Origin of the sequence: Neoalteromonas flava, from assembly GCF_002807685.1 — a bacterium.
In the GTDB taxonomy this organism is placed as follows: domain Bacteria; phylum Pseudomonadota; class Gammaproteobacteria; order Enterobacterales; family Alteromonadaceae; genus Alteromonas_E; species Alteromonas_E flava.
This window is the reverse complement of the sequence record NZ_PEAX01000003.1, coordinates 293,644-312,994: the sequence shown is the minus strand read 5'-3', so window position 1 is coordinate 312,994 and position 19,351 is coordinate 293,644. Positions and strand designations below refer to the sequence as shown.

The 19,351-nt window shown below is 45.6% G+C and carries 19 protein-coding genes; 8 read left to right on the top strand and 11 right to left on the bottom strand.

Annotated elements, in window-relative coordinates; genetic code table 11:
- Positions 1-88: 88 nt before the first annotated feature.
- Entirely contained in the window at positions 89-547 is a 459-nt protein-coding gene (locus CSH92_RS07445; RefSeq protein WP_100656989.1) for a MaoC family dehydratase, read from the bottom strand.
- 138 nt (positions 548-685) lie between these two features.
- Here CSH92_RS07445 and CSH92_RS07440 point away from each other — a divergent pair, with 138 nt between their 5' ends.
- Positions 686-1,588, top strand: a complete 903-nt coding sequence (locus tag CSH92_RS07440; protein WP_100656988.1) for a LysR family transcriptional regulator — start codon at positions 686-688, stop codon at positions 1,586-1,588.
- Positions 1,589-1,713: 125 nt separating this feature from the next.
- Here the strand turns inward: CSH92_RS07440 and CSH92_RS07435 are convergent, their stop codons facing one another.
- Positions 1,714-1,893: a DUF3012 domain-containing protein gene (locus CSH92_RS07435; RefSeq protein WP_100656987.1), complete on the bottom strand. Its 180-nt coding sequence runs from the start codon at positions 1,891-1,893 to the stop codon at positions 1,714-1,716.
- A gap of 46 nt (positions 1,894-1,939) precedes the next feature.
- Complete coding sequence (locus CSH92_RS07430; protein WP_100657473.1) at positions 1,940-2,377, bottom strand: SRPBCC family protein; 438 nt, start codon at positions 2,375-2,377, stop codon at positions 1,940-1,942.
- Between the two features lie 137 nt (positions 2,378-2,514).
- On the opposite strand from CSH92_RS07430, the gene CSH92_RS07425 reads away from it, so the two are divergent.
- Entirely contained in the window at positions 2,515-2,910 is a 396-nt protein-coding gene (locus tag CSH92_RS07425) for a DUF3718 domain-containing protein (protein WP_100656986.1), read from the top strand.
- A gap of 106 nt (positions 2,911-3,016) precedes the next feature.
- On the opposite strand, the gene CSH92_RS07420 is transcribed toward CSH92_RS07425, so the two are convergent.
- From CSH92_RS07420 to CSH92_RS07405, 4 genes are read right to left on the bottom strand one after another with little or no spacing between them, the layout of a single operon-like run.
- Positions 3,017-3,961 (bottom strand): alpha/beta fold hydrolase, encoded by a 945-nt coding sequence (locus CSH92_RS07420; protein ID WP_100656985.1) that lies wholly within the window; start codon positions 3,959-3,961, stop codon positions 3,017-3,019.
- Between the two features lie 8 nt (positions 3,962-3,969).
- On the bottom strand, positions 3,970-5,769 hold the full coding sequence (locus CSH92_RS07415; protein WP_100656984.1) for an acyl-CoA dehydrogenase C-terminal domain-containing protein: 1,800 nt from the start codon (positions 5,767-5,769) through the stop codon (positions 3,970-3,972).
- 11 nt (positions 5,770-5,780) lie between these two features.
- Positions 5,781-6,962 (bottom strand): acetyl-CoA C-acyltransferase, encoded by a 1,182-nt coding sequence (locus tag CSH92_RS07410; protein ID WP_100656983.1) that lies wholly within the window; start codon positions 6,960-6,962, stop codon positions 5,781-5,783.
- A gap of 28 nt (positions 6,963-6,990) precedes the next feature.
- A complete protein-coding gene (locus CSH92_RS07405) occupies positions 6,991-9,093 on the bottom strand; it encodes a 3-hydroxyacyl-CoA dehydrogenase NAD-binding domain-containing protein (protein WP_100656982.1) in 2,103 nt (700 codons plus the stop codon).
- A gap of 227 nt (positions 9,094-9,320) precedes the next feature.
- Between CSH92_RS07405 and CSH92_RS07400 the strand changes: the two genes are divergently transcribed.
- The 3 genes from CSH92_RS07400 (at position 9,321) to CSH92_RS07390 (ending at position 11,588) form a co-directional block, all read left to right on the top strand.
- Positions 9,321-10,229 (top strand): haloalkane dehalogenase, encoded by a 909-nt coding sequence (locus CSH92_RS07400; RefSeq protein ID WP_100656981.1) that lies wholly within the window; start codon positions 9,321-9,323, stop codon positions 10,227-10,229.
- Between the two features lie 23 nt (positions 10,230-10,252).
- Positions 10,253-11,020 carry an SDR family NAD(P)-dependent oxidoreductase gene (locus tag CSH92_RS07395; RefSeq protein ID WP_100656980.1) on the top strand — a complete coding sequence of 256 codons (768 nt, stop codon included), beginning with the start codon at positions 10,253-10,255 and terminating at the stop codon, positions 11,018-11,020.
- A 172-nt stretch (positions 11,021-11,192) separates the two neighbouring features.
- Positions 11,193-11,588, top strand: a complete 396-nt coding sequence (locus CSH92_RS07390; protein WP_100656978.1) for a DUF3718 domain-containing protein — start codon at positions 11,193-11,195, stop codon at positions 11,586-11,588.
- Positions 11,589-11,760: 172 nt separating this feature from the next.
- On the opposite strand, the gene CSH92_RS07385 is transcribed toward CSH92_RS07390, so the two are convergent.
- Positions 11,761-14,904 carry a ligand-binding sensor domain-containing diguanylate cyclase gene (locus tag CSH92_RS07385; protein ID WP_100656979.1) on the bottom strand — a complete coding sequence of 1,048 codons (3,144 nt, stop codon included), beginning with the start codon at positions 14,902-14,904 and terminating at the stop codon, positions 11,761-11,763.
- Between the two features lie 253 nt (positions 14,905-15,157).
- On the opposite strand from CSH92_RS07385, the gene CSH92_RS07380 reads away from it, so the two are divergent.
- Entirely contained in the window at positions 15,158-15,553 is a 396-nt protein-coding gene (locus CSH92_RS07380) for a DUF3718 domain-containing protein (protein ID WP_100656978.1), read from the top strand.
- A gap of 124 nt (positions 15,554-15,677) precedes the next feature.
- On the opposite strand, the gene CSH92_RS07375 is transcribed toward CSH92_RS07380, so the two are convergent.
- The gene (locus CSH92_RS07375; protein WP_100657472.1) at positions 15,678-16,673 is read right to left on the bottom strand and encodes a hypothetical protein; all 996 of its coding nucleotides are present in this window, start codon (positions 16,671-16,673) and stop codon (positions 15,678-15,680) included.
- Positions 16,674-16,945: 272 nt separating this feature from the next.
- On the opposite strand from CSH92_RS07375, the gene CSH92_RS07370 reads away from it, so the two are divergent.
- Positions 16,946-17,137: a DUF3185 family protein gene (locus tag CSH92_RS07370; RefSeq protein WP_100656977.1), complete on the top strand. Its 192-nt coding sequence runs from the start codon at positions 16,946-16,948 to the stop codon at positions 17,135-17,137.
- 2 nt (positions 17,138-17,139) lie between these two features.
- On the opposite strand, the gene CSH92_RS07365 is transcribed toward CSH92_RS07370, so the two are convergent.
- Positions 17,140-17,580, bottom strand: coding sequence for a DUF2177 family protein (locus CSH92_RS07365; protein ID WP_100656976.1), 441 nt, complete (start codon positions 17,578-17,580; stop codon positions 17,140-17,142).
- A 257-nt stretch (positions 17,581-17,837) separates the two neighbouring features.
- Between CSH92_RS07365 and CSH92_RS07360 the strand changes: the two genes are divergently transcribed.
- Complete coding sequence (locus CSH92_RS07360; RefSeq protein WP_100656975.1) at positions 17,838-18,233, top strand: DUF3718 domain-containing protein; 396 nt, start codon at positions 17,838-17,840, stop codon at positions 18,231-18,233.
- 141 nt (positions 18,234-18,374) lie between these two features.
- Here the strand turns inward: CSH92_RS07360 and CSH92_RS07355 are convergent, their stop codons facing one another.
- Entirely contained in the window at positions 18,375-19,349 is a 975-nt protein-coding gene (locus tag CSH92_RS07355) for an NADPH:quinone oxidoreductase family protein (RefSeq protein ID WP_100656974.1), read from the bottom strand.
- Between the last annotated feature and the right edge of the window lie 2 nt (positions 19,350-19,351).

Genomic DNA, 19,351 nt, shown 5'->3' with positions numbered 1-19,351 from the left:
TAACCCAGCACAATGTAAATTATATGTTACTTATATGTAAATATTCGCAATGCAGATGGTCTGACCAGATCCACCATTTGCATCAAAATTAAGCAACGGAGCGGATCACGGCCAGCATCAGAAATTGTCCAACTAACGCAGGCTTTTCTCGCCCCTCAATTTCAACAGCACAGTCAAAAGTATACAGACGCCCCATTGGCTTTTGCTCAATTGCCGCGACTTTAAACCCATAACGAACCTTGTCGTTAACTCGTACAGGCTCTAAAAACCGGAGGTTATTAATGCCGTAATTCAGTACCGAGGCAATTTCGGGATGAGCGTCGATAACTTCACCAAAGGCTCGTGGCATCAATGACGCGGATAAAAAGCCATGGGCAATCGGGGTTTTAAATGGGCTCTGAGTGGCACAACGTGCTTCATCAATATGGATCCATTGATGATCACCTGTCGCATCAGCAAAGGTGTTAATCATTTGTTGTGTTATCGCCATCCAGTTGGATGACGGTAATACATCTTCAACATTCAAATCTAACAAAGTTTTACGCATAGCGATTCCATGTAATTGCGATAATTGGCTATTTTTATACTATTAACTGCCTGAATATTTCAAATTAGATTCTATAATGTTTATTGATGATTAAACATGTTAAATTCTGATGTAAGAAAACCGGACACAGCGTACGTTATGAACTTAAATCGAATCGACCTCAACTTATTTGCAGTATTTGATGCGATCTACACGGCAGGAAGCCTAACTAAAGCGGCTGATGTGCTATGTATTACCCAACCGGCGGTGAGTAATTCACTGGCGCGTTTGCGTGAAATGTTGAATGACCCCTTATTTGTGCGCACTGGTCACAGCATGACTCCTACCCCCGTGGCACAAAATATAATTGTACCGGCACGTCAAGCGCTAGGTTTATTACGTAAGAGCGTGCAGCAGAGTCACACCTTTGATCCTGCAATTTCAGAAAAAGCGTTTAATTTTGCCAGTCGGGATTTGTTAGAGGTGAGTATCATGCCCAGACTCATGGTACGTCTGCAAAATGTAGCACCTAATGTCACGTTAACGAATTATGAAATTGCCCGCAGCCAAGTTGTTTCCTCAATGGCAAATGGCAGCTTGGATTTCTTTGCTGATGCATCCACGTTTACCGACCCACATTTATGTAAACAGCGGATTGCCTCTGACCGTTTTGTCGCCATTGCCCGTAAGAACCACCCTGCGCTCAAACACGGGCTCGACTTAGAAACCTTTTTACGCTTGGGGCACATCAATGTTTCACATCGTAAATCAGGCGCTGGGCCAATTGATATTGAGCTCGACAAGATTGGTAAAAAACGCAAAGTCATTATGCGTGGCCAACACTTTCTCACCGTACCAAGTGCCATAGTGAAGACGGATCTCATTGCTTGCCTGCCATACCATTTAGCCAAGCATTATGATCTGGCTATCTATGAATTACCTCTGAATGTGCCACCGGTAGAATATTTCTTATATTGGCATGTCAGCGCCGATCATGATCACGCGCACATGTGGATGCGTGAGCAAATCGCCGAAGTAGCTAAGGCTTACGAGCCACATTGAGGAAAAATAAAAAGGCCCAGACCTGAGATAACATCAGATCTAGGCCTGTTTAATAATAACTACCATCAGTCAGGGAAACGACTGTCCAGTATTTTTATTCAATAGCTTAGGGACTTGCGACCGTTCTACTCTTCGTCATCATCTCTAAAGATACAGTGTGAAGCGTAATCTTTAGCTTCGTTTGCAGTCCAATCACCTTTGGGTTTTTCAGCCAAGTCTTCACACCATTGCTTACTTCCCACCTCTGGCGCACACCCAGCCACAAGTGCCACTGCAGCGATTGCTAATAAAAGTCTCTTCCACATATGAATACTCCTTAAAAAACCTTTACAGCCAACTTTATAGTGCTATTTACATTTGTTCAATGCTTTTTAAAATACTGGCAAATCCAGTAGCTCCCTGCGCTTGTGCCATACGATCAAACAGTAATGGCCCTAGCAACGGAAATCGAATGTGGCCCTGCGACACCCACGTAACTTCAGTACCTTCGGCATGTTCTTTAAGCATAACCTCGCCCTTGATATGCTCAAAGCGCAGTGGTGCTGAGCGCTCAATTTGATATCCCAGTCGATACGGCGGCTCAAACAACACTATTCTTTCATGCAGTGTCATGCCCCCCAGCTTCACTTTGCGGAGTGCGCCGAGTCCATTTTGCTCAGTTTTACCATGTTCAACTAATATGGACTCATCCACTGGCTTGAACTGCGAGTAGTTCCCATGGTCGGCTAAAATCGCAAACACGGCGTCGATCGGTTTCTTAACTACTCTGGTCACTTTTATATCAAACACTGCCAACTAACCCCTCATCTAAAAAGTTATTAAAAAAAATACCCATGTATCACATTGACTGTTTTTCAACCGACTTCCATAGGCTTTAATTACGTTCGTTGAAAACATTTACTTTAAATTAAATCGAGGAATTAACCATGTTGAAAGTAGTTAAAACTTCTATCGCTATCGCTGCTGCATCACTAATGTTTACTGGTACTGCTCAAGCAGACGTTAACGAAGCCCTAGCTAATATCTGTAACATCGTGCAAGCAGATGACAAAGGTCAACTGCGTAAGAAAATGAAAGCTGTTCAGTCTGACTACAACTTACGTTTGTCTGACTACTACTCAGGCATTTCGTGCGGTGGTAATAGTCTCATCCGCTTGGCTATCCTAAACAACGCGGTAGAAGCTGGCGAGTTGTTAGTTAAAAAAATGCCTAAGAGTGCATTAAGCGAGCCTGAGCAGGACGGTAAAACACTATCTGCTTGGATCACAGAACAAGGTTTAGCAGCGAACCCAGTTGCGGCAATATTAGCAGAGCGTATCTAAGCCCTAACCACAGATTTGGTGACTTCGGTCACCCCCATGTTTCAACATGGTCGGCAGAGCAATCTGCTTCCTCGAAAGGCTCCTTAGGGAGCCTTTCTTCTATTGTTCAAGCAGTATAGATAAACTTATCTATTGCTTGTTGAATGGCCTCAGGCTCTTCGTGATGCACCCAATGGCTAGCAGCGGGAAAACGCAGCTCCTCATAATCATCAATGTATTCGCCTAATCCGCCAAGTACACCAATATCAAACGCTGCATCTTTTTCACCCCACAAGATCAATGTCGGCACCCTAATTTTAATATTGGGTACACGTATCTCAGCCAGTGAGCGGACTGTGTTATTTTTATCCAATTGTTGACTTTCAATACCCTCTCGCGGAAAGAGTTGCGGCATAGCTCGATAATAGTTCAGCATTCGCGTAACAGCACCCGGCCTTTTCCATGCTGCAACATACGCTGCGACTTCATCCTCACTGGGTGGAGATTGGATTTGCTCAATACTGTGTTGCTTTAATTGCTTGAATCCGTCTTGCGATAAATACTCTTCTGCCTTTGGATCCAGAAAAGTGTGGATATAATCACTCATCAACCGCTGTTGCCGATTTTGGATCATTTCACGCGTGAATGTACTGGGGTGCGCCGCATTAATAATAACCAAACGCTTTATAAGCTCAGGAAATCGCGCAGTTAAGGGCCACGCAATTGCCCCTCCCCAATCATGGGCAACTAAATAAATCGGCTGATTATTAGCGATACTGCGAATAAACCTAGCAATCAAATTAACTAGATTGGGCACATTATAATCGTGTGCATTGCTTGGCCCTTCACTAAGATTATACCCTGGCAAATCTAGGGCTATCGCCTGATAACGCTGACCAAAAAAGGCTAACTGCCGTCGCCACACACCGCAATGTTCAGGAAAGCCATGTAAAAAAACGATAATGGGAACGTCTGCATCATCAGCTTGCTGTGCTGGCGCTTGCAACAAATAGTGCAAACGTAAACCAGACACTTCAATATATCGCGACTCTGCATCAACGCTCCCCGCCATGGTTTTATTTATCCTTGGAAAAACGCTTCTTCGGTCATGGTCATTAGATTGTCTGAACCAGAATGAATGGCTGAAACCAGCGAGCGCGTGCGCGTTAACAAGCGGTCAAAATAAAACTGTGCTGTTTGTAATTTCGCCGTGTAAAAATCTGTCTCAGTTGTTCCCGCATCAAGCTTTTCTTGCGCAGTCACGGCCATCCGTAACCAAAAGTAAGCTACCGTGACATAACCTGAGTACATCAAATAATCTACCGCTGCTGCGCCTAATTCATCAGGGTTATTGCCTGCAGACTTCATGATGTCGTTGGTCAATTGCCCCCATTCATCAATGTGGCTTTCGACCGCATTCGCCCAGGCATTAAATTGCGCCTTGCCGCGTAAACTCTCACAGTAGCTGCGCATTTCTTGTACGAATACTTGTAATAACTTACCCTGGCTACCAACGATTTTACGAGCCAGCAAGTCGATAGCTTGAATACCCGTTGTGCCTTCATACATGGTACAAATACGAGTATCCCGGGCAAGTTGCTCCATGCCCCACTCTTTGATATACCCGTGACCACCGTACACTTGCATACCATAGCTGGTGCACTCTTGCGCAGTTTCGGTTAAGAATGCTTTCACGACAGGTGTCAATAACGCCAGTTTAGCATCGGCAACTTGGCGCTTTTCAGCGTCCTGTTCGTACAAGGTTACGTCAACCAATTGCATACAGTATATCGCTAGCGCTCGGTTACCCTCTCGCAGGGCTTTCTGAGTTAGCAGCATGCGTCTTACATCCGGATGCACGATAATTGGATCAGCCGGAGCATCCGGATTCTTTTTGCCGGTTAAAGAACGAAATTGCAGACGATCTTTGGCGTAGGCCAATGCGCCTTGGAACGATGCCTCAATCGCTGATAAACCTTCCATGCCAGTACCAATGCGGGCCATATTCATGAAGGTAAACATGCAGTTCAAACCGCGATTTGGCTCGCCAATGAGGTGACCCGTTGCGCCGTCGAAATTAATCACACAAGTGGCGCTGCCTTTGATCCCCATTTTGTGCTCAATAGAGCCACACTTGACTTGATTGCGGTCGGTTTTCTCACCATTTTCATCTACATTGAACTTTGGCACGATGAATAATGAAATACCTTTGGTACCCGCTGGTGCATCAGGCAGCCGCGCCAGTACGATATGCACGATATTTTCTGACATATCGTGCTCACCTGCAGAGATAAAAATCTTAGTACCGGTGATTGAATAAGTACCGTCGGCATTGGGCTCAGCTTTACACTTGAGCATACCAAGGTCAGAACCACAATGTGATTCTGTTAAACACATTGTGCCAGTCCAAGTTCCATCGATCAGCTTTGGTAAGAACTGGTTTTGCTGTGCTTCGGTGCCATGGGCTTTAAGCGTTTCCATACAGCCTTGACTCAGACCGGGATACATCGCCCACGCATGATTGGCGCCAGAAAACCATTCTGCCATTGAGGTGGCTAAGGAATATGGCAATGCTTGACCACCAAATGCTTCCGGATGCGCCATTGAAGGCCAACCACCTTCAACATACTGCTGATACGCTTCCTTAAAGCCTGTGGGCGTGGTGACCTCGCCATCAATCCAAGTACAACCTTCGTCGTCACCCACCGCATTTAATGGTGCAAGCACGTTTTCTGAAAACTTTGCTGCTTCATTAAAAATAGCAGTGACCAAATCTTCGCTGACATCATTAAAACCTAACTCAGCATAATGTTGCTCGAAACCGAGTAACTCATACAAAGTAAATAGCGTATCACGTTGAGGAGCTTTGTAATTTTGCATTGTTTGTTGCCTTATAACACTTCAAATAAGCCGGCTGCGCCCATGCCGCCGCCAATACACATTGTGCACACCACATATTTTGCGCCGCGACGCTTGCCTTCAATCAAGGCATGACCGACCATGCGCGCACCACTCATACCGTAAGGGTGGCCAATTGAAATTGCACCGCCATTAACGTTTAGTAACTCATTTGGGATCCCGAGTTTGTCACGACAATATAATACCTGCACAGCAAACGCTTCGTTGAGCTCCCACAAGCCAATGTCATCCATTCCTAAACCGTGCTTTTGCAGCAGCTTGGGTATGGCGTATATCGGTCCAATCCCCATTTCATCTGGCTCACAACCAGCCACTGCAATTCCGCGATAAACACCCAAAGGCTCAAGGCCGCGGCGTTCCGCTTCAGTATCACTCATTAAGACACTGGCACTGGCACCATCCGACAACTGACTGGCATTACCCGCAGTAATGCAGCCTCCTTCAATCACCGGATTTAAGCCCTGCAATCCCGCTAACGTGGTTTCTGGACGGTTGCCTTCGTCTTTTGCTAACGTTGCACTGTGATAACTCACCTCACCCGTCGCTTTATCCATTACCGCTTGCTGCGCTGTGATAGGCACGATTTCTTGATCGAACTTACCAGCCGCTTGCGCCTCTGCCGTGCGCATTTGTGATTGATAGCCGTATTCATCTTGTGCATCGCGGCTGATGTTATAACGCTTGGCTACGACTTCAGCAGTTTGCAGCATCGGCATATAAATATCTTTGTGCTTCGCAATGAGGGCTGGATCAGTCATACGATACGTATTCATGTGCTTGTTCTGCACTAGTGAAATCGAATCCAACCCGCCCGCGACCATGATGTCGGTCTCGCCGGTCATAATACTGTTGGCGGCTGTCGCGATGGCGTACATCCCGGAGCTACATTGACGATCCAACGTCATACCAGAAACTGTCACTGGTAAGCCGCCGGCTAATCCTGCCAAGCGCCCGATATTCATCGAACCAGACCCTTGCGTTAAGGCTGACCCCATGATCACATCATCAACTTCTTGGCCTTCTAACTTGGCCCGCGCGACCGCTTCTGCGATAGCATGGCCGCCTAACGATGGGGCTTCTAGATTATTCAAAACACCCTTATAGGCACGACCAATAGGAGAGCGTGCGGTTGATACGATAACTGCGTTGCGCATAATATTTCCTCTAAATTCTTTAATCTAATTAGTTGAAGGTTTTACCTTGCGCGGCTAATTGCTCAAGTAACGGCGCTGGTTGGAACCACGCTTTACCGTATTCGCCGAGCTTGTCTTGGTATTTCTTCATGGCACTCAATACAGTTTCCAAACCAATTTCATCGGCATATTTCATCGGGCCACCGCGATACACCGGGAATCCATAGCCATACACGTAAATCACGTCGATATCACTGGCTTTGGCTGCAATTCCTTCCTCCAGGATCAACGCCCCCTCATTAATTAACGGGTAAATGCAACGTTCAATGATCTCTTGTTCGCTAATTTCACGTTGTTCAATCCCAAGTCTTGCAGCCTCTTGCTTGGCCAACTCCATGACAGTTTCATCTGGAATAGGCTGACGACTTCCCTCTTCATATAAATAAACGCCTTTACCGACTTTCAAACCAACGCGCCCATCTTCTACTAACTTGTTAGCAACCACGCAGTAACTTGGGTCATGCTCGATAAATGCCTTGCGCGACTGGCGCACAAAATAACCAATATCTAATCCAGCCATGTCGCCCATCGTGAACGGGCCCATTGGTAAACCAAACTTGTAAATAACCTTATCCACTTGTTCAGGGCGCGCTCCCTCAAGCATCAAACGGTTGGCTTCCCTACCATAGGTTTCAATCATACGATTGCCCACAAACCCAAAACATACGCCAACAAGTACAGCCACTTTCTTGATGGTTTTTGCTAACTGCATGCAGGTTTTTATCACGTCAGGCGAAGTTCGTGTGGTCTTCACGATTTCCAAAAGCTTCATCACATTTGCTGGCGAGAAGAAGTGCAAGCCAATAACGTCTTCTGGGCGTGAAGTAGCATCAGCAATTAAATTGACATCTAACGTTGACGTATTGGTCGCCAAGATTGCCCCCGGCTTACACACTGCATCGAGAGATTTGAATACGGTTTGTTTAACGTCTAGCTTTTCGAAAACGGCTTCAATCACTAAATCTACATCGCTGAGATCAGCGTATTCGGTAGTGCCGGTTAACAAGGACATCCGAGCTTCTACTTCTTCTTGGCTCAACTTACCTTTTTTCGCACTGCGCTCGTAGTTGCCACGAATAACCTTCAGGCCTTTGTCTAAGGCTTCTTGCTTCATTTCCAACATCAACACAGGAATACCGGCGTTGGCGAAATTCATTGCGATCCCTCCGCCCATTGTTCCGGCACCAATCACCGCAACACGTTGGATAGGACGCGTAGGTGTTTGCTTATCAAAATCTTTCACATGCCCTGCGGCACGCTCAGCAAAAAAGAAGTGTTGCTGTGCACGTGCTTGTGGGGTTTTCATGCACTCCATGAACAACTCACCTTCGCGAGCCAAACCCTGATCAAACGGAAGTTCCGTTGCGGCTTTAACCGCCTTTATGCAGTTAAATGGTGCAAAGAATCCACGCGCGGCCTTTTCAGTGCCTGCCGTAAACTGCGTAAATAGCTCATCACTGTAGGTTTCAGGATCGACAGTGAGATCACAGGTACGCGGTATCGCAGCCGAGGTATCGAGTTTTTGTACAAACTCAGCCGTCGCGGACTGCAAGTCCTCAGGTCGATCGGTTAACACGGCAAACAAACTGGGCAATTTTGATGCAGCTTCAGGCTTGCCTGAAACAATCATATTAAGGGCCTGTTGCACGGGTATTAAACGCGGCAAGCGCTGCGTACCGCCTGCACCTGGAAGAATCCCTAAGTGCACTTCAGGAAGGCCAACTTTATTGTCCTTGAAGGTAATTCGGTAGTGACACGCAAGCGCCAATTCGAGTCCGCCACCAAATGCTGGGCCGGGCAAAACAGCAACTACAGGTTTGCTTGATTGTTCGATTTTAGCTAAAACCTTGGTCGACAGATTAGGTTCAAAGTCACCGGTTGAAAATTCACTAATATCAGCACCACCACTGAAAAAGCCGATATCAGAAGTGATAACAATTGCACTAATACCATCATTCGCTAGCGCTTTGTCCATACCTTCAATGAGGCCAACTCGAACCGCCTTACCCAACGCATTAACCGGCGGGTTGTGCATGACCAAAGTAGCGACAGATCCATTCTCAATATACGAAACGGCAGGTTTTTCACTCATAGCTAAATCACACCAAGATTAAAATTTATTGGCATGGTATGACCTGTCGCCTAATCAGTGAAGTTTATTGGTTTTATAATTCTAAATAAATTAAATCAATACTATTTACAATCCGTTTACACTAGAGGCCTGCAGCAAAATCTAGATTGTTACTCCGATTTTCATTGATTGATCCCGCCTATTGGTTTCATGTAAAAGCGAAATATCGAGCGATAAAGGAGTCCATCATGCAGGCACTAAGAACACCAGATGAGCGATTTTCAGACCTACCTGGATATGATTTTGCACCAAACTATATCACTGTCGATGATTTCGAAGGTGGTCAATTACGGATGCATTACATCGACGAAGGTCCAAAAACAGGGGAGGTCATCTGGATGCAACATGGTGAACCTAGCTGGGCGTACCTTTATCGCAAAATGATCAGACCGCTAGTCGCGGCTGGCTATCGCGTTATTGTGCCAGACTTAATTGGCTTTGGACGTTCAGACAAACCAACCCAGCGTGCAGATTATACCTACCAACGTCACCTTGATTGGTTGCAACAACTGTTGGATATTTTGGAGCTCGGTGATATTACCCTTGTCTGCCAAGATTGGGGCGGGTTACTTGGTCTTAGAATGGTTGGTGAACAACCAGGCCGATTTAAGCGGGTTGTCGCGTCAAATACAATGCTACCAACCGGTGACCATCCGCCACCAGAAGCATTCTTTAAATGGAAGGCATTTTCTCAAGAAGTGCCTGAGTTTCCGGCCGCAGGGATCATCAAAGGTGCCACCGTTTTACCTTTAGCTGAGGGGGTCTACAACGCTTACAATGCCCCCTACCCTGATGAAAGCTATAAAGCTGGGGCAAGACAGTTTCCAGCGTTAGTTCCGGTGTCCCCCGATGACCCCGCCAGCGCAGCCAACCGCGCGGCCTGGGAGGGCTTAAAGCAGTTCAACCGGCCTTTTTTGACCTGCTTTAGCGATTCTGATCCAGTCACCGCGGGCGGCGATAAAATCATGCACAAATTAATTCCGGGCTGTGCAGGTCAGCCACACACGACGATTGCCCAAGGCGGTCATTTTGTACAAGAGGATCAAGGCGAAAAATTCGCCGAAATCATCTTATCGTTCATGCAAGCAACAGCTTAATCTAATTTAACCAGAGTACTGTTATGGATCCTTTACTTAATTTTTCTGCAAAAACAATTTTGATCACCGGTGCAGCCAGTGGTTTTGGGCGACTATTAGCGCAAGCATTTGCGGCTCGCGGTGCCAATTTAGTGCTCGGCGATATTGATGAAGCCGGATTACAAGAGACCGTCGCGTCGCTTAACATTGATGACAATCGCGTTGTCGCCATGGTGAATGATGTTGCCAAGGAGAGTGATTGTGCAGCTTTAGTCGAAGCCGCTACCTCACGTTTTGGTGCGCTGCATTATGCAATTAATAATGCAGGGATTGCACACGCACCCGCAGCTATACACGAATTAACCGAGGCAGTATTTGATAAACAAATGGACGTTAACGTAAAAGGCGTCATGTTTGGTATGAAGTATCAAATTCCAGCCATGCTCAAAGCTGGCTCTGGGCATATTCTGAACTTAAGTTCGATGGCGGGTATAGGCGGCGCACCTAAAGGCGGGGCCTACGTAGCTGCCAAACATGCCGTAGCAGGGTTAACGCGCACCGCAGCCATTGAATATGGCCGTAAAAATATTCAAGTCAATGCCGTGTGCCCGTTTTTTAGTCCGACCAATATTCTCAATGTTGACGGTTTTAATACCGAGCAAGATCGCGCTCGCATGGCGATGGGGTCTCCGATGAAACGCCTGGGTGAACCACAGGAGATGGTGAATGTTATGGTACTCATGCTGTCACCCGGCAACACTTATATGAATGGTCAAACCATTGCCATAGATGGGGGAGTCTCGGCCTGGTAGCAACCCCCAACCAAAATGACCACAGTAACCTTCTGGGGTTAAATTCACTCGATACGTAGGTGTATTAAAAAATATACCTATGTATCGCACCGACTGTTTTTTAATCGACTGCCATGGGCTTTAATTACTCTCGTTGAAAACATTTACTTCAAATTAAATCGAGGAATTAACCATGTTGAAAGTAGTTAAAACTTCTATCGCTATCGCTGCTGCATCACTTATGTTCTCTGGTACTGCTCAAGCAGACGTTAACGAAGCCCTAGCTAATATCTGTAACATCGTACAAGCAGACGACAAAGGTCAACTGCGTAAGAAAATGAAAGCGGTTCAGTCTGACTATAACTTACGTTTGTCTGATTATTACTCAGGTATCACCTGTGGCGGTAACAGCCTTATCCGTACCGCTATCCTTAACAACGCGGTTGAAGCCGGTGAGTTGTTAGTGAAAAAAATGCCTAAGAGTGCATTAAGCGAGCCTGAGCAAGACGGTAAAACCTTGACTGCATGGGTCACCGAGCAAGGTCTTGCAGGTAACCCAGTTGCAGCAGTGTTAGCAGAGCGTATCTAAGCCCTAACCACAGATTCGGTGACCTCGGTCACCTCCATGTTTCAACATGGTCGGCAGAGCAATCTGCTTCCTCAAAAGGCTCCTTCGGGAGCCTTTTGCTTGTGCCAACATAAATCCCAAGCCTCACTCAATAGACGCGAACTATTTAAACCATCTCGTTTTGTCCGAATGACTATTGTGAATTACTGGTTGATTTATTTTTACCTCTGCGTGCACTGACGTTCGCATATTCAAATGCAAAAGCGGTGTCTCTTTCGATTTTAGTGATCGCTTCTTCGACCGGAGTATGGTTTATCTCAGTGATACCAATCCACGTATCTCGGTTATTATTTTTCGCCGCGTACAAGGCCATATCAGCAATTCCGATGGTTGCTTCCCAACTTAAAGCATTCACTTTAGCCATACTTAATGGATAAGCAGTAAAGCCTATCGAGCAGGTAACCTGCTTGGTTTCATCATCCTTTATGTGGTAATGATTACCCCCTATCGCGTCCATGACACGTTCAGCCAACACCTCACCTTCCTGACGCGGCGTGTTATGTACAACAACTAAAAACTCTTCTCCACCCCAGCGGATCAGATAGTCAATTTCACGAAAAACCTGCTGCAAGCGTCGACTGGTTTCTACTAACACTTGGTCTCCGACTTGATGACCATAGGTGTCGTTAATCGCCTTAAAATGATCGATGTCGATCAGAAAGAAGATCACGTCATTAGCATAATCCGGCGGTATAGCGCTTTTTTCACATTCTGCATAGTAGCGATTGAGTTTAGCCATATCGCGTTCAATGTTTTGCGCTAAATAGCGGCGATTATGTAATCCCGTTAGCGCGTCAGTCATGCTGGCCTCACGCAAAGCTTCAGCCTGTTGATTTAATGTCTTGTTGGCAGCTACCAGTTCAGCGGTGCGGGCTGATACACGGTCCTCTAACACACTTTGTTGACGCCGTAGTTTCCTTACCCGCAACTTGTGTACGCTATACAAAACAAACCCTAACAAAAGTCCAAACATAAGGTTAGCAAACCAGGTTTGATACCACGCTGGAGGAATTAGAATATTGCGTGAGAAAGCATTTGCCTGCCAAGTCTCACCATCATAAGAATATTCAATCTGCAGTGTGTAGTTACCTGGGCTGAGCTGGGTAAACGTTGCGATTCGATGGTCAGAATCGGTATACGACCAGCTGTCATCGTGCTCTTTCAAGCGATAACGATAAAGTACATTATTCGACCCAATATAATCGAGCACTGTAAATTCAAAGGAAAAGCGTTTATTTAATGCTGGAAACTTAAGCTGTTTAGCTGTTAACGAAGGTGACAATATACGATCTTCAGATGTCGTTACACTCACGTTAGTTAGTAAGAGACTGGTATTGATTGGGTCGGATTTTATCTTAGTAGTATCGATCAACGTTAATCCATTAGAACCACCAAAAACCATCACTTCATTTGGCAATTGGGTCGCGGCTCCACGTCGAAACGGGCGGTTAATTGCGATTGATTCATTGACTACCGCATGAATACCTAAAGTGACGATGTCAACTGCGACAATACTTTTAGAAGTACTAACAAACACTCTTCCATTCGCTTCTCCAGCAATTGCTTCGACCCGGCCACCAGGCTGTTCTGGGCTAATATTTATCTGCCGCCAGCCTGCTCCCTCGCTATATACGAATAATCCTGCGTTGCTTGTAGCCGCCCAGATTTGCGCTCGGCTATCGCGGTACAGCATGGCAATAAACTGCTCTTGCAATAGTTCTGTTGCCTCTGGTGCTGGCTTTACTTCTGGAGCTTCTGACGCGGGTTCAGCAATTACATATAAGCCTCGCCATGTACCAATCCAAAGCTGCGAGGGTGTTGCTAATAAGGATGCAACGCGGCGGTCATGCTCTGCATCTGCAAACACATTTTGTGCCCTTTGATTAGTCCTGTCGTAAGCCCATAATCCATCGGTACCACCCACCCACTCAATCGCGCCAGTTTGAGCATAAGCGCTAGAGTATTTGGCGACCGGACGCCCGGGCAATTCAATAGGTTGGGCGTCTCCAGATTTTGGGTCGACAAGGACTGAAGAGAAGTTACTCGACGCAAACAACTTTCCATTTTTCGTGGCAAATAAGGTTTCAACGGGATCAGCATCGCCTGTCCAAAAAATCTCACTTTGTCCAGTTTCCGGATCGAGCTTTTCGAGCCCTTGACTACCGGTACCAACAATCAAATCGTCTGCCACCTCGCGAACAGAGTGTACACTGCGTTGAATGAGTCCTTTACCTGACTGCAGATTACCCAGTATGCGTTTAACCGCCTGATTCCCAATATCATAGAACTGTAAGTCAGTATTAACCCCCATCCATACGATCCCGCGCGAATCGGTCAATAGAGCCCAGACATTATCATTTGCTAAACCCGATGGATGTAAAGGATTTGCTCGAGAATTCTGGACTTCATTCGTTGCTAAATTCAGTTCCAAAAGGCCCTTACCAAAAGTACCTAGCAGCAAAGCCGTATCATTTACCGCGGTCAATGAATAGATCCAGGGGTTAGGTTCGTTGTTCAGTAAAGTGATCGAGACAAAACCTTGTTCACCTTGTGGTGTAAATAATCCTTTGTTTGCAGTGCCAACAAATAGCTGTCCATTCGGCGTAATCGTCAATGCACTGACTCGGGTATTTTCGGGGAATTCGGCAACAGGAGCCGGTTGAATATCAGTCTTACCAACCTCCATAAACAATAAGCCACGGCCAGTACCTATCCATAATTTATTGCCGTGGATAAGTAATGCATGGATCCTGGCGTCATAGGGTAAAATTAACGATTCCAACATATTTGTCGCGGTGTTGAAGCGAAAAAGATTTCGATCTGAAGCGAAAAATACAGCGCTATCTGTCAACGAAGACACACTCACTTCCTGCACTGACAGGGTTGCTACTTCTGCGTTTTCTACCGCATTTAATTGTCGACTGTCGGTGTTGAGCGTATACAAACCTCGACTCGTTCCAACCCAAATAGTACCGGTACTATCGGTTGCTAATGTTTGTATATCCGGACTTACGCCTCCTGTGGATACGTCGGCGAATGTTGCCCTGACCAGAATATGCGAATCCCAGCGCCACAATCCGTTGCCTGAGACAAACCAAATAAACCCCTGTCGATCTTCGGCAATTGCAACAATATCACCATCGACGCCGACTAAATTTTGCAACGGGGAGTAATAAACTGGGTGTTCAAAAAATTGCTGTGTGGCCGTTGTTAATGGCGAGAATAGGCAGGCAATAACGCAACAAAAGTAATGCAAAAAATGCGGAGGACGCCTCATTATTTTCCCATGATTTGTAGTTGTTCTTATTGGGGTGAACAGTATTGCTATATAGCAACTAGAATATATTCTCGCTATGGCTTATGCAATGTAAAACCCAAGTCCAGTTATTTGAGGCGAAGCAAAACAAGGCACGCTATAAGTATTAGAAAAAATACCCATGTATCGCACTGACTGTTTTTTAATCGACTGCCATGGGCTTTAATTACTCTCGTTGAAAACATTTACTTCAAATCAATTCGAGGAATTAACCATGTTGAAAGTAGTTAAAACTTCTATCGCTATCGCTGCTGCATCACTTATGTTCTCTGGTACTGCTCAAGCAGACGTTAACGAAGCCCTAGCTAATATCTGTAACATCGTGCAAGCAGATGACAAAGGTCAACTGCGTAAGAAAATGAAAGCGGTTCAGTCTGACTATAACTTACGTTTGTCTGATTATTACTCAGGTATCACCTGTGGCGGTAACAGCCTTATCCGTACCGCTATCCTTAACAACGCGGTTGAAGCCGGTGAGTTGTTAGTGAAAAAAATGCCTAAGAGTGCATTAAGCGAGCCTGAGCAAGACGGTAAAACCTTGACTGCATGGGTCACCGAGCAAGGTCTTGCAGGTAACCCAGTTGCAGCAGTGTTAGCAGAGCGTATCTAAGCCCTAACCACAGTTTCGGTGACCTCGGTCACCTCCATGTTTCAACATGGTCGGCAGAGCAATCTGCTTCCTCAAAAGGCTCCTTCGGGAGCCTTTTGTCTTTGCATCAAGACCAGCAAGATGGTTAATACTTAAGACACGATTGATCTAAATATTGCTTAAATGCTTTTGGGTCATCAAGTCCCAAATAAATAGCGGAGATTTGTCCTTGTGGTTGTTTTAAGCGGATGACAACGTTTGGTACGCCGGCATAATTGTAGCGTTTTATATGACGCTGCCGCGCTACCCTCTCACGATTAATACTCACACTTTGCACATTAGTTAATGTCACTCGATAAGTAGGATACAAACCTACTCTGATGAGCAACTCAGAGCCAGTTATTGCAATGGGTCGCTTCGGCAAAGCGCGATATTCTGCAAAGAAAAAAATTAATGATAGAAAAGTTATTACTGTTATTACTGTAGCTACCAAAGGCGACCATAAAAAGTGCAATAATAGATGCACAACTGGTATTTCGATTGCTATGAGTATAATAAAGCCCAGTAAATTACTTTGCGCACCGTCTTTTCGATGGTAGGTAAAGTACGCTTGTCCAGCATAGTTTGTCGGTTCAATATGCCTGGCGAACAGTGCAAAAGTCCACAGCCTAGTTTCAAAACTTAACCATGACACGATCGGTGAGTCACCTAGATATCTTTTAAGCGTTTGTTCAATCGACTGGTCAGGATCATGTTGCTGCTTGAGCAATATAGCAATCGCAAAATAAACCGTGAGTAACGCTATCAACTCAAAAAGTAGTAGAAACCCAATGACAAAATAGCGTCCATCATCGATATAAAACATAACATTTTTCGCGTCCTGAGGAATGATGAAACTGGCAATAACGAGGGCCGCACTACATAGCACTAAGGCCTTTAGCATTGCGGTTTTGTAATCAGTAAAACAGAAAACGCATAGCAACGGCAGCACCACCAAGACGTCGAGTAAATAAAGCCATTCAAAGTTTGCAGCACCATAGTCATTGAGTGCACCATTGCTGCCGTAATAGAAAGCCCAACTTACTGATACCAAGAGTAGAAATAACAGTGGTATCTTGCTTTTGATATTTGAAATTAGCATTTCAATCACCTACTTACCGTACCTGCCTAGCAAAGTTAACGCTGGCCTCCAACGCCCTCCTCTCTAGCAGGCCTACCAATATTTACTGTAGTTATTGCCTTTATTGCATACACAGTACGGTTGCACAACAATCAATTTACACCTGTATGTCCTGCAAGCGCACCATGTACTGGGCTAGCACTTTTTTTAGTTTGAGTTAGATCTTCTAACAGTTTTATGTTTACCTGAAGACACCTAACGTTATTTATGAAAGAGACTTAAAGGATTCAAGCATGGACAAGAAGCTAATTGGGTTAATCTTTATTGTTGTTGGCATCGGCCTTACCGTCTGGGGATACAATGTGTATGACTCAGTGAGTTCAGAAATAAGCCGTACATTTAGTGGTGATACTCCAATTGAAGCATGGCTTGGTATGGGCGGTGGTGCAATATGCATTATGATTGGTTTAACCCGGCTAAAGTAGGCTCAGTGATTGCTGTTTGGTGAGGTGAGTAAATGTAACCCCCACCACCCTGCAATGGCGCTGGACATTGTTAAGAATATACCCCAGCCCCAATCCAAAAGTGCGATAAAAAGAGAAAAGTTGGCCAAGATGCTGTAATTCGTCAGGTTGTACGCACCATAGCTAGCTGCGCCCAGTACAGCACCATTTAGAGCAGCATAACTTATCGATTTACTTCGATTAGGCAACACAGCAAGAATAAAAACAGCCACCCCATATAACGTATAAAAAACACCCCAAGGCCAAGTAATCACCTCGGCACGCATTAAGCCTGCCATTTCTATTTGGTACCATTCCTGCGCGTACCACCCCAGCCAAAATACATCCAATACCGCAAAACTTAGCAAGATTGCGCCCATTGAAACGACTATTTTCGCTGTACTTAAAGGTATATTTTGCTCCATTGGGAACTCCATTGGTTCAATTCTTGATTTCAACTAAAACATTAGCACTGTTTACCCAAAGCTTTCTAACGCATTGCTTTGTAAAGTATTTAGCTTATTTATTACCAAAGCGCCTCGCCCGAGAATTTGTTCTCAAATGCGCTATCGTATTAAAAAATATACCCATGTATCACGCTGACTATTTTTTAATCGACTGCCATGGGCTTTAATTACTCTCGTTGAAAACATTTACTTTAAATTAAATCGAGGAATTAACCATGTTGAAAGTAGTTAAAACTTCTATCGCTATCGCTGCTGCATCACTTATGTTCACTGGTACTGCCCAAGCAGACGTTAACGAAGCCCTAGCTAATATCTGTAATATCGTGCAAGCAGATGACAAAGGTCAACTGCGTAAGAAAATGAAAGCCGTTCAGTCTGACTACAACTTACGTTTGTCTGACTACTACTCAGGCATTTCGTGCGGTGGTAATAGTCTCATCCGCTTAGCTATCCTTAACAACGCGGTTGAAGCCGGCGAGTTGTTAGTGAAAAAAATGCCTAAGAGCGCATTGAGCGAGCCTGAGCAGGATGGTAAAACCCTATCTGCTTGGATCACAGAACAAGGTTTGGCAGCAAATCCAGTTGCGACAATACTAGCAGAGCGTATCTAAGCCCTAGCCACAGATTTGGTGACTTCGGTCACCCCCATGTTTCAACATGGTAAGCGAACTTAGTTCGCAGTAGAAAGCTCCTTTTAAGGAGCTTTTTATTTTGTGCAAAAACTATTGCCCTCGAATAAGGGCAACTAGCTCCTAGGGTTTCAATACCATCTTTCCTCGCACGGCTCGCCCCATAACCTTTTCCAGCGCAACTTTGGCGTCAGGCAGCGGTAAGCATTCATCGACAATAACTTTGACTTTTCCTTGCACATACCAAGTCAGTAGCTCGCGCATATTCTGGGCAAAATCTTGCGGCTGATGCTGGGTAAAAGACCCCCAAAACACGCCTACCACCGAGTAGCCTTTAACCAATGCTAGATTCACTGGGAACTCTGGAATTTCGCCACCGGCAAAGCCAATCACTAGTAATCGGCCATTCCATGCCATTGTGCGGCTGCAAGCATGGAAAGTATCACCACCAACGCACTCATAAACAACGTCAGCACCTTTTCCATCAGTTGCTTGTTTGATGGCTTCCTTTAGATCTTGCTCAGTGTAATTGATCAGAACATCTGCACCATTGGCCTTTGCAGTGGCTAATTTCTCAGCCGTTGAGCAAACGGCAATCACTTTTGCCCCCATTAATTTACCAATTTGCACCGCCGCCAAACCAGTACCACCAGCAGCTCCTGTGACCACAAGGGTTTCACCGGCTTGTAGTTGGGCACGTTGTTTCAACGCATGATGCGCTGTTGCGTGGGCTGTAACTAGCGCTGCGGCCTCCTCGCTTGGGATAGCATCCGGCAATGGCATTATGTGGGTCTGCGGCACCAACACCTTCTCCGCATAACCACCCAGCATACATAATGCAATAACACGTTGACCGACCTCTACGCCTTGTACACCCTCACCGATAGCAGAAACCGTTCCCGCCACTTCGTTTCCCGGCACGAATGGGCGTTCAGGCTTCATCTGATACAATCCCTGCACCAATAACCCATCCGGGAAATTGACGCCAGCGGCTTCTACGTCGACAACCACATGCCCCTTTTTAACCGAGACATCATCAATATCCTGATAAACTAAGTCTTCAACCGGCCCAAATTCATTACAAACAATCGCTTTCATTC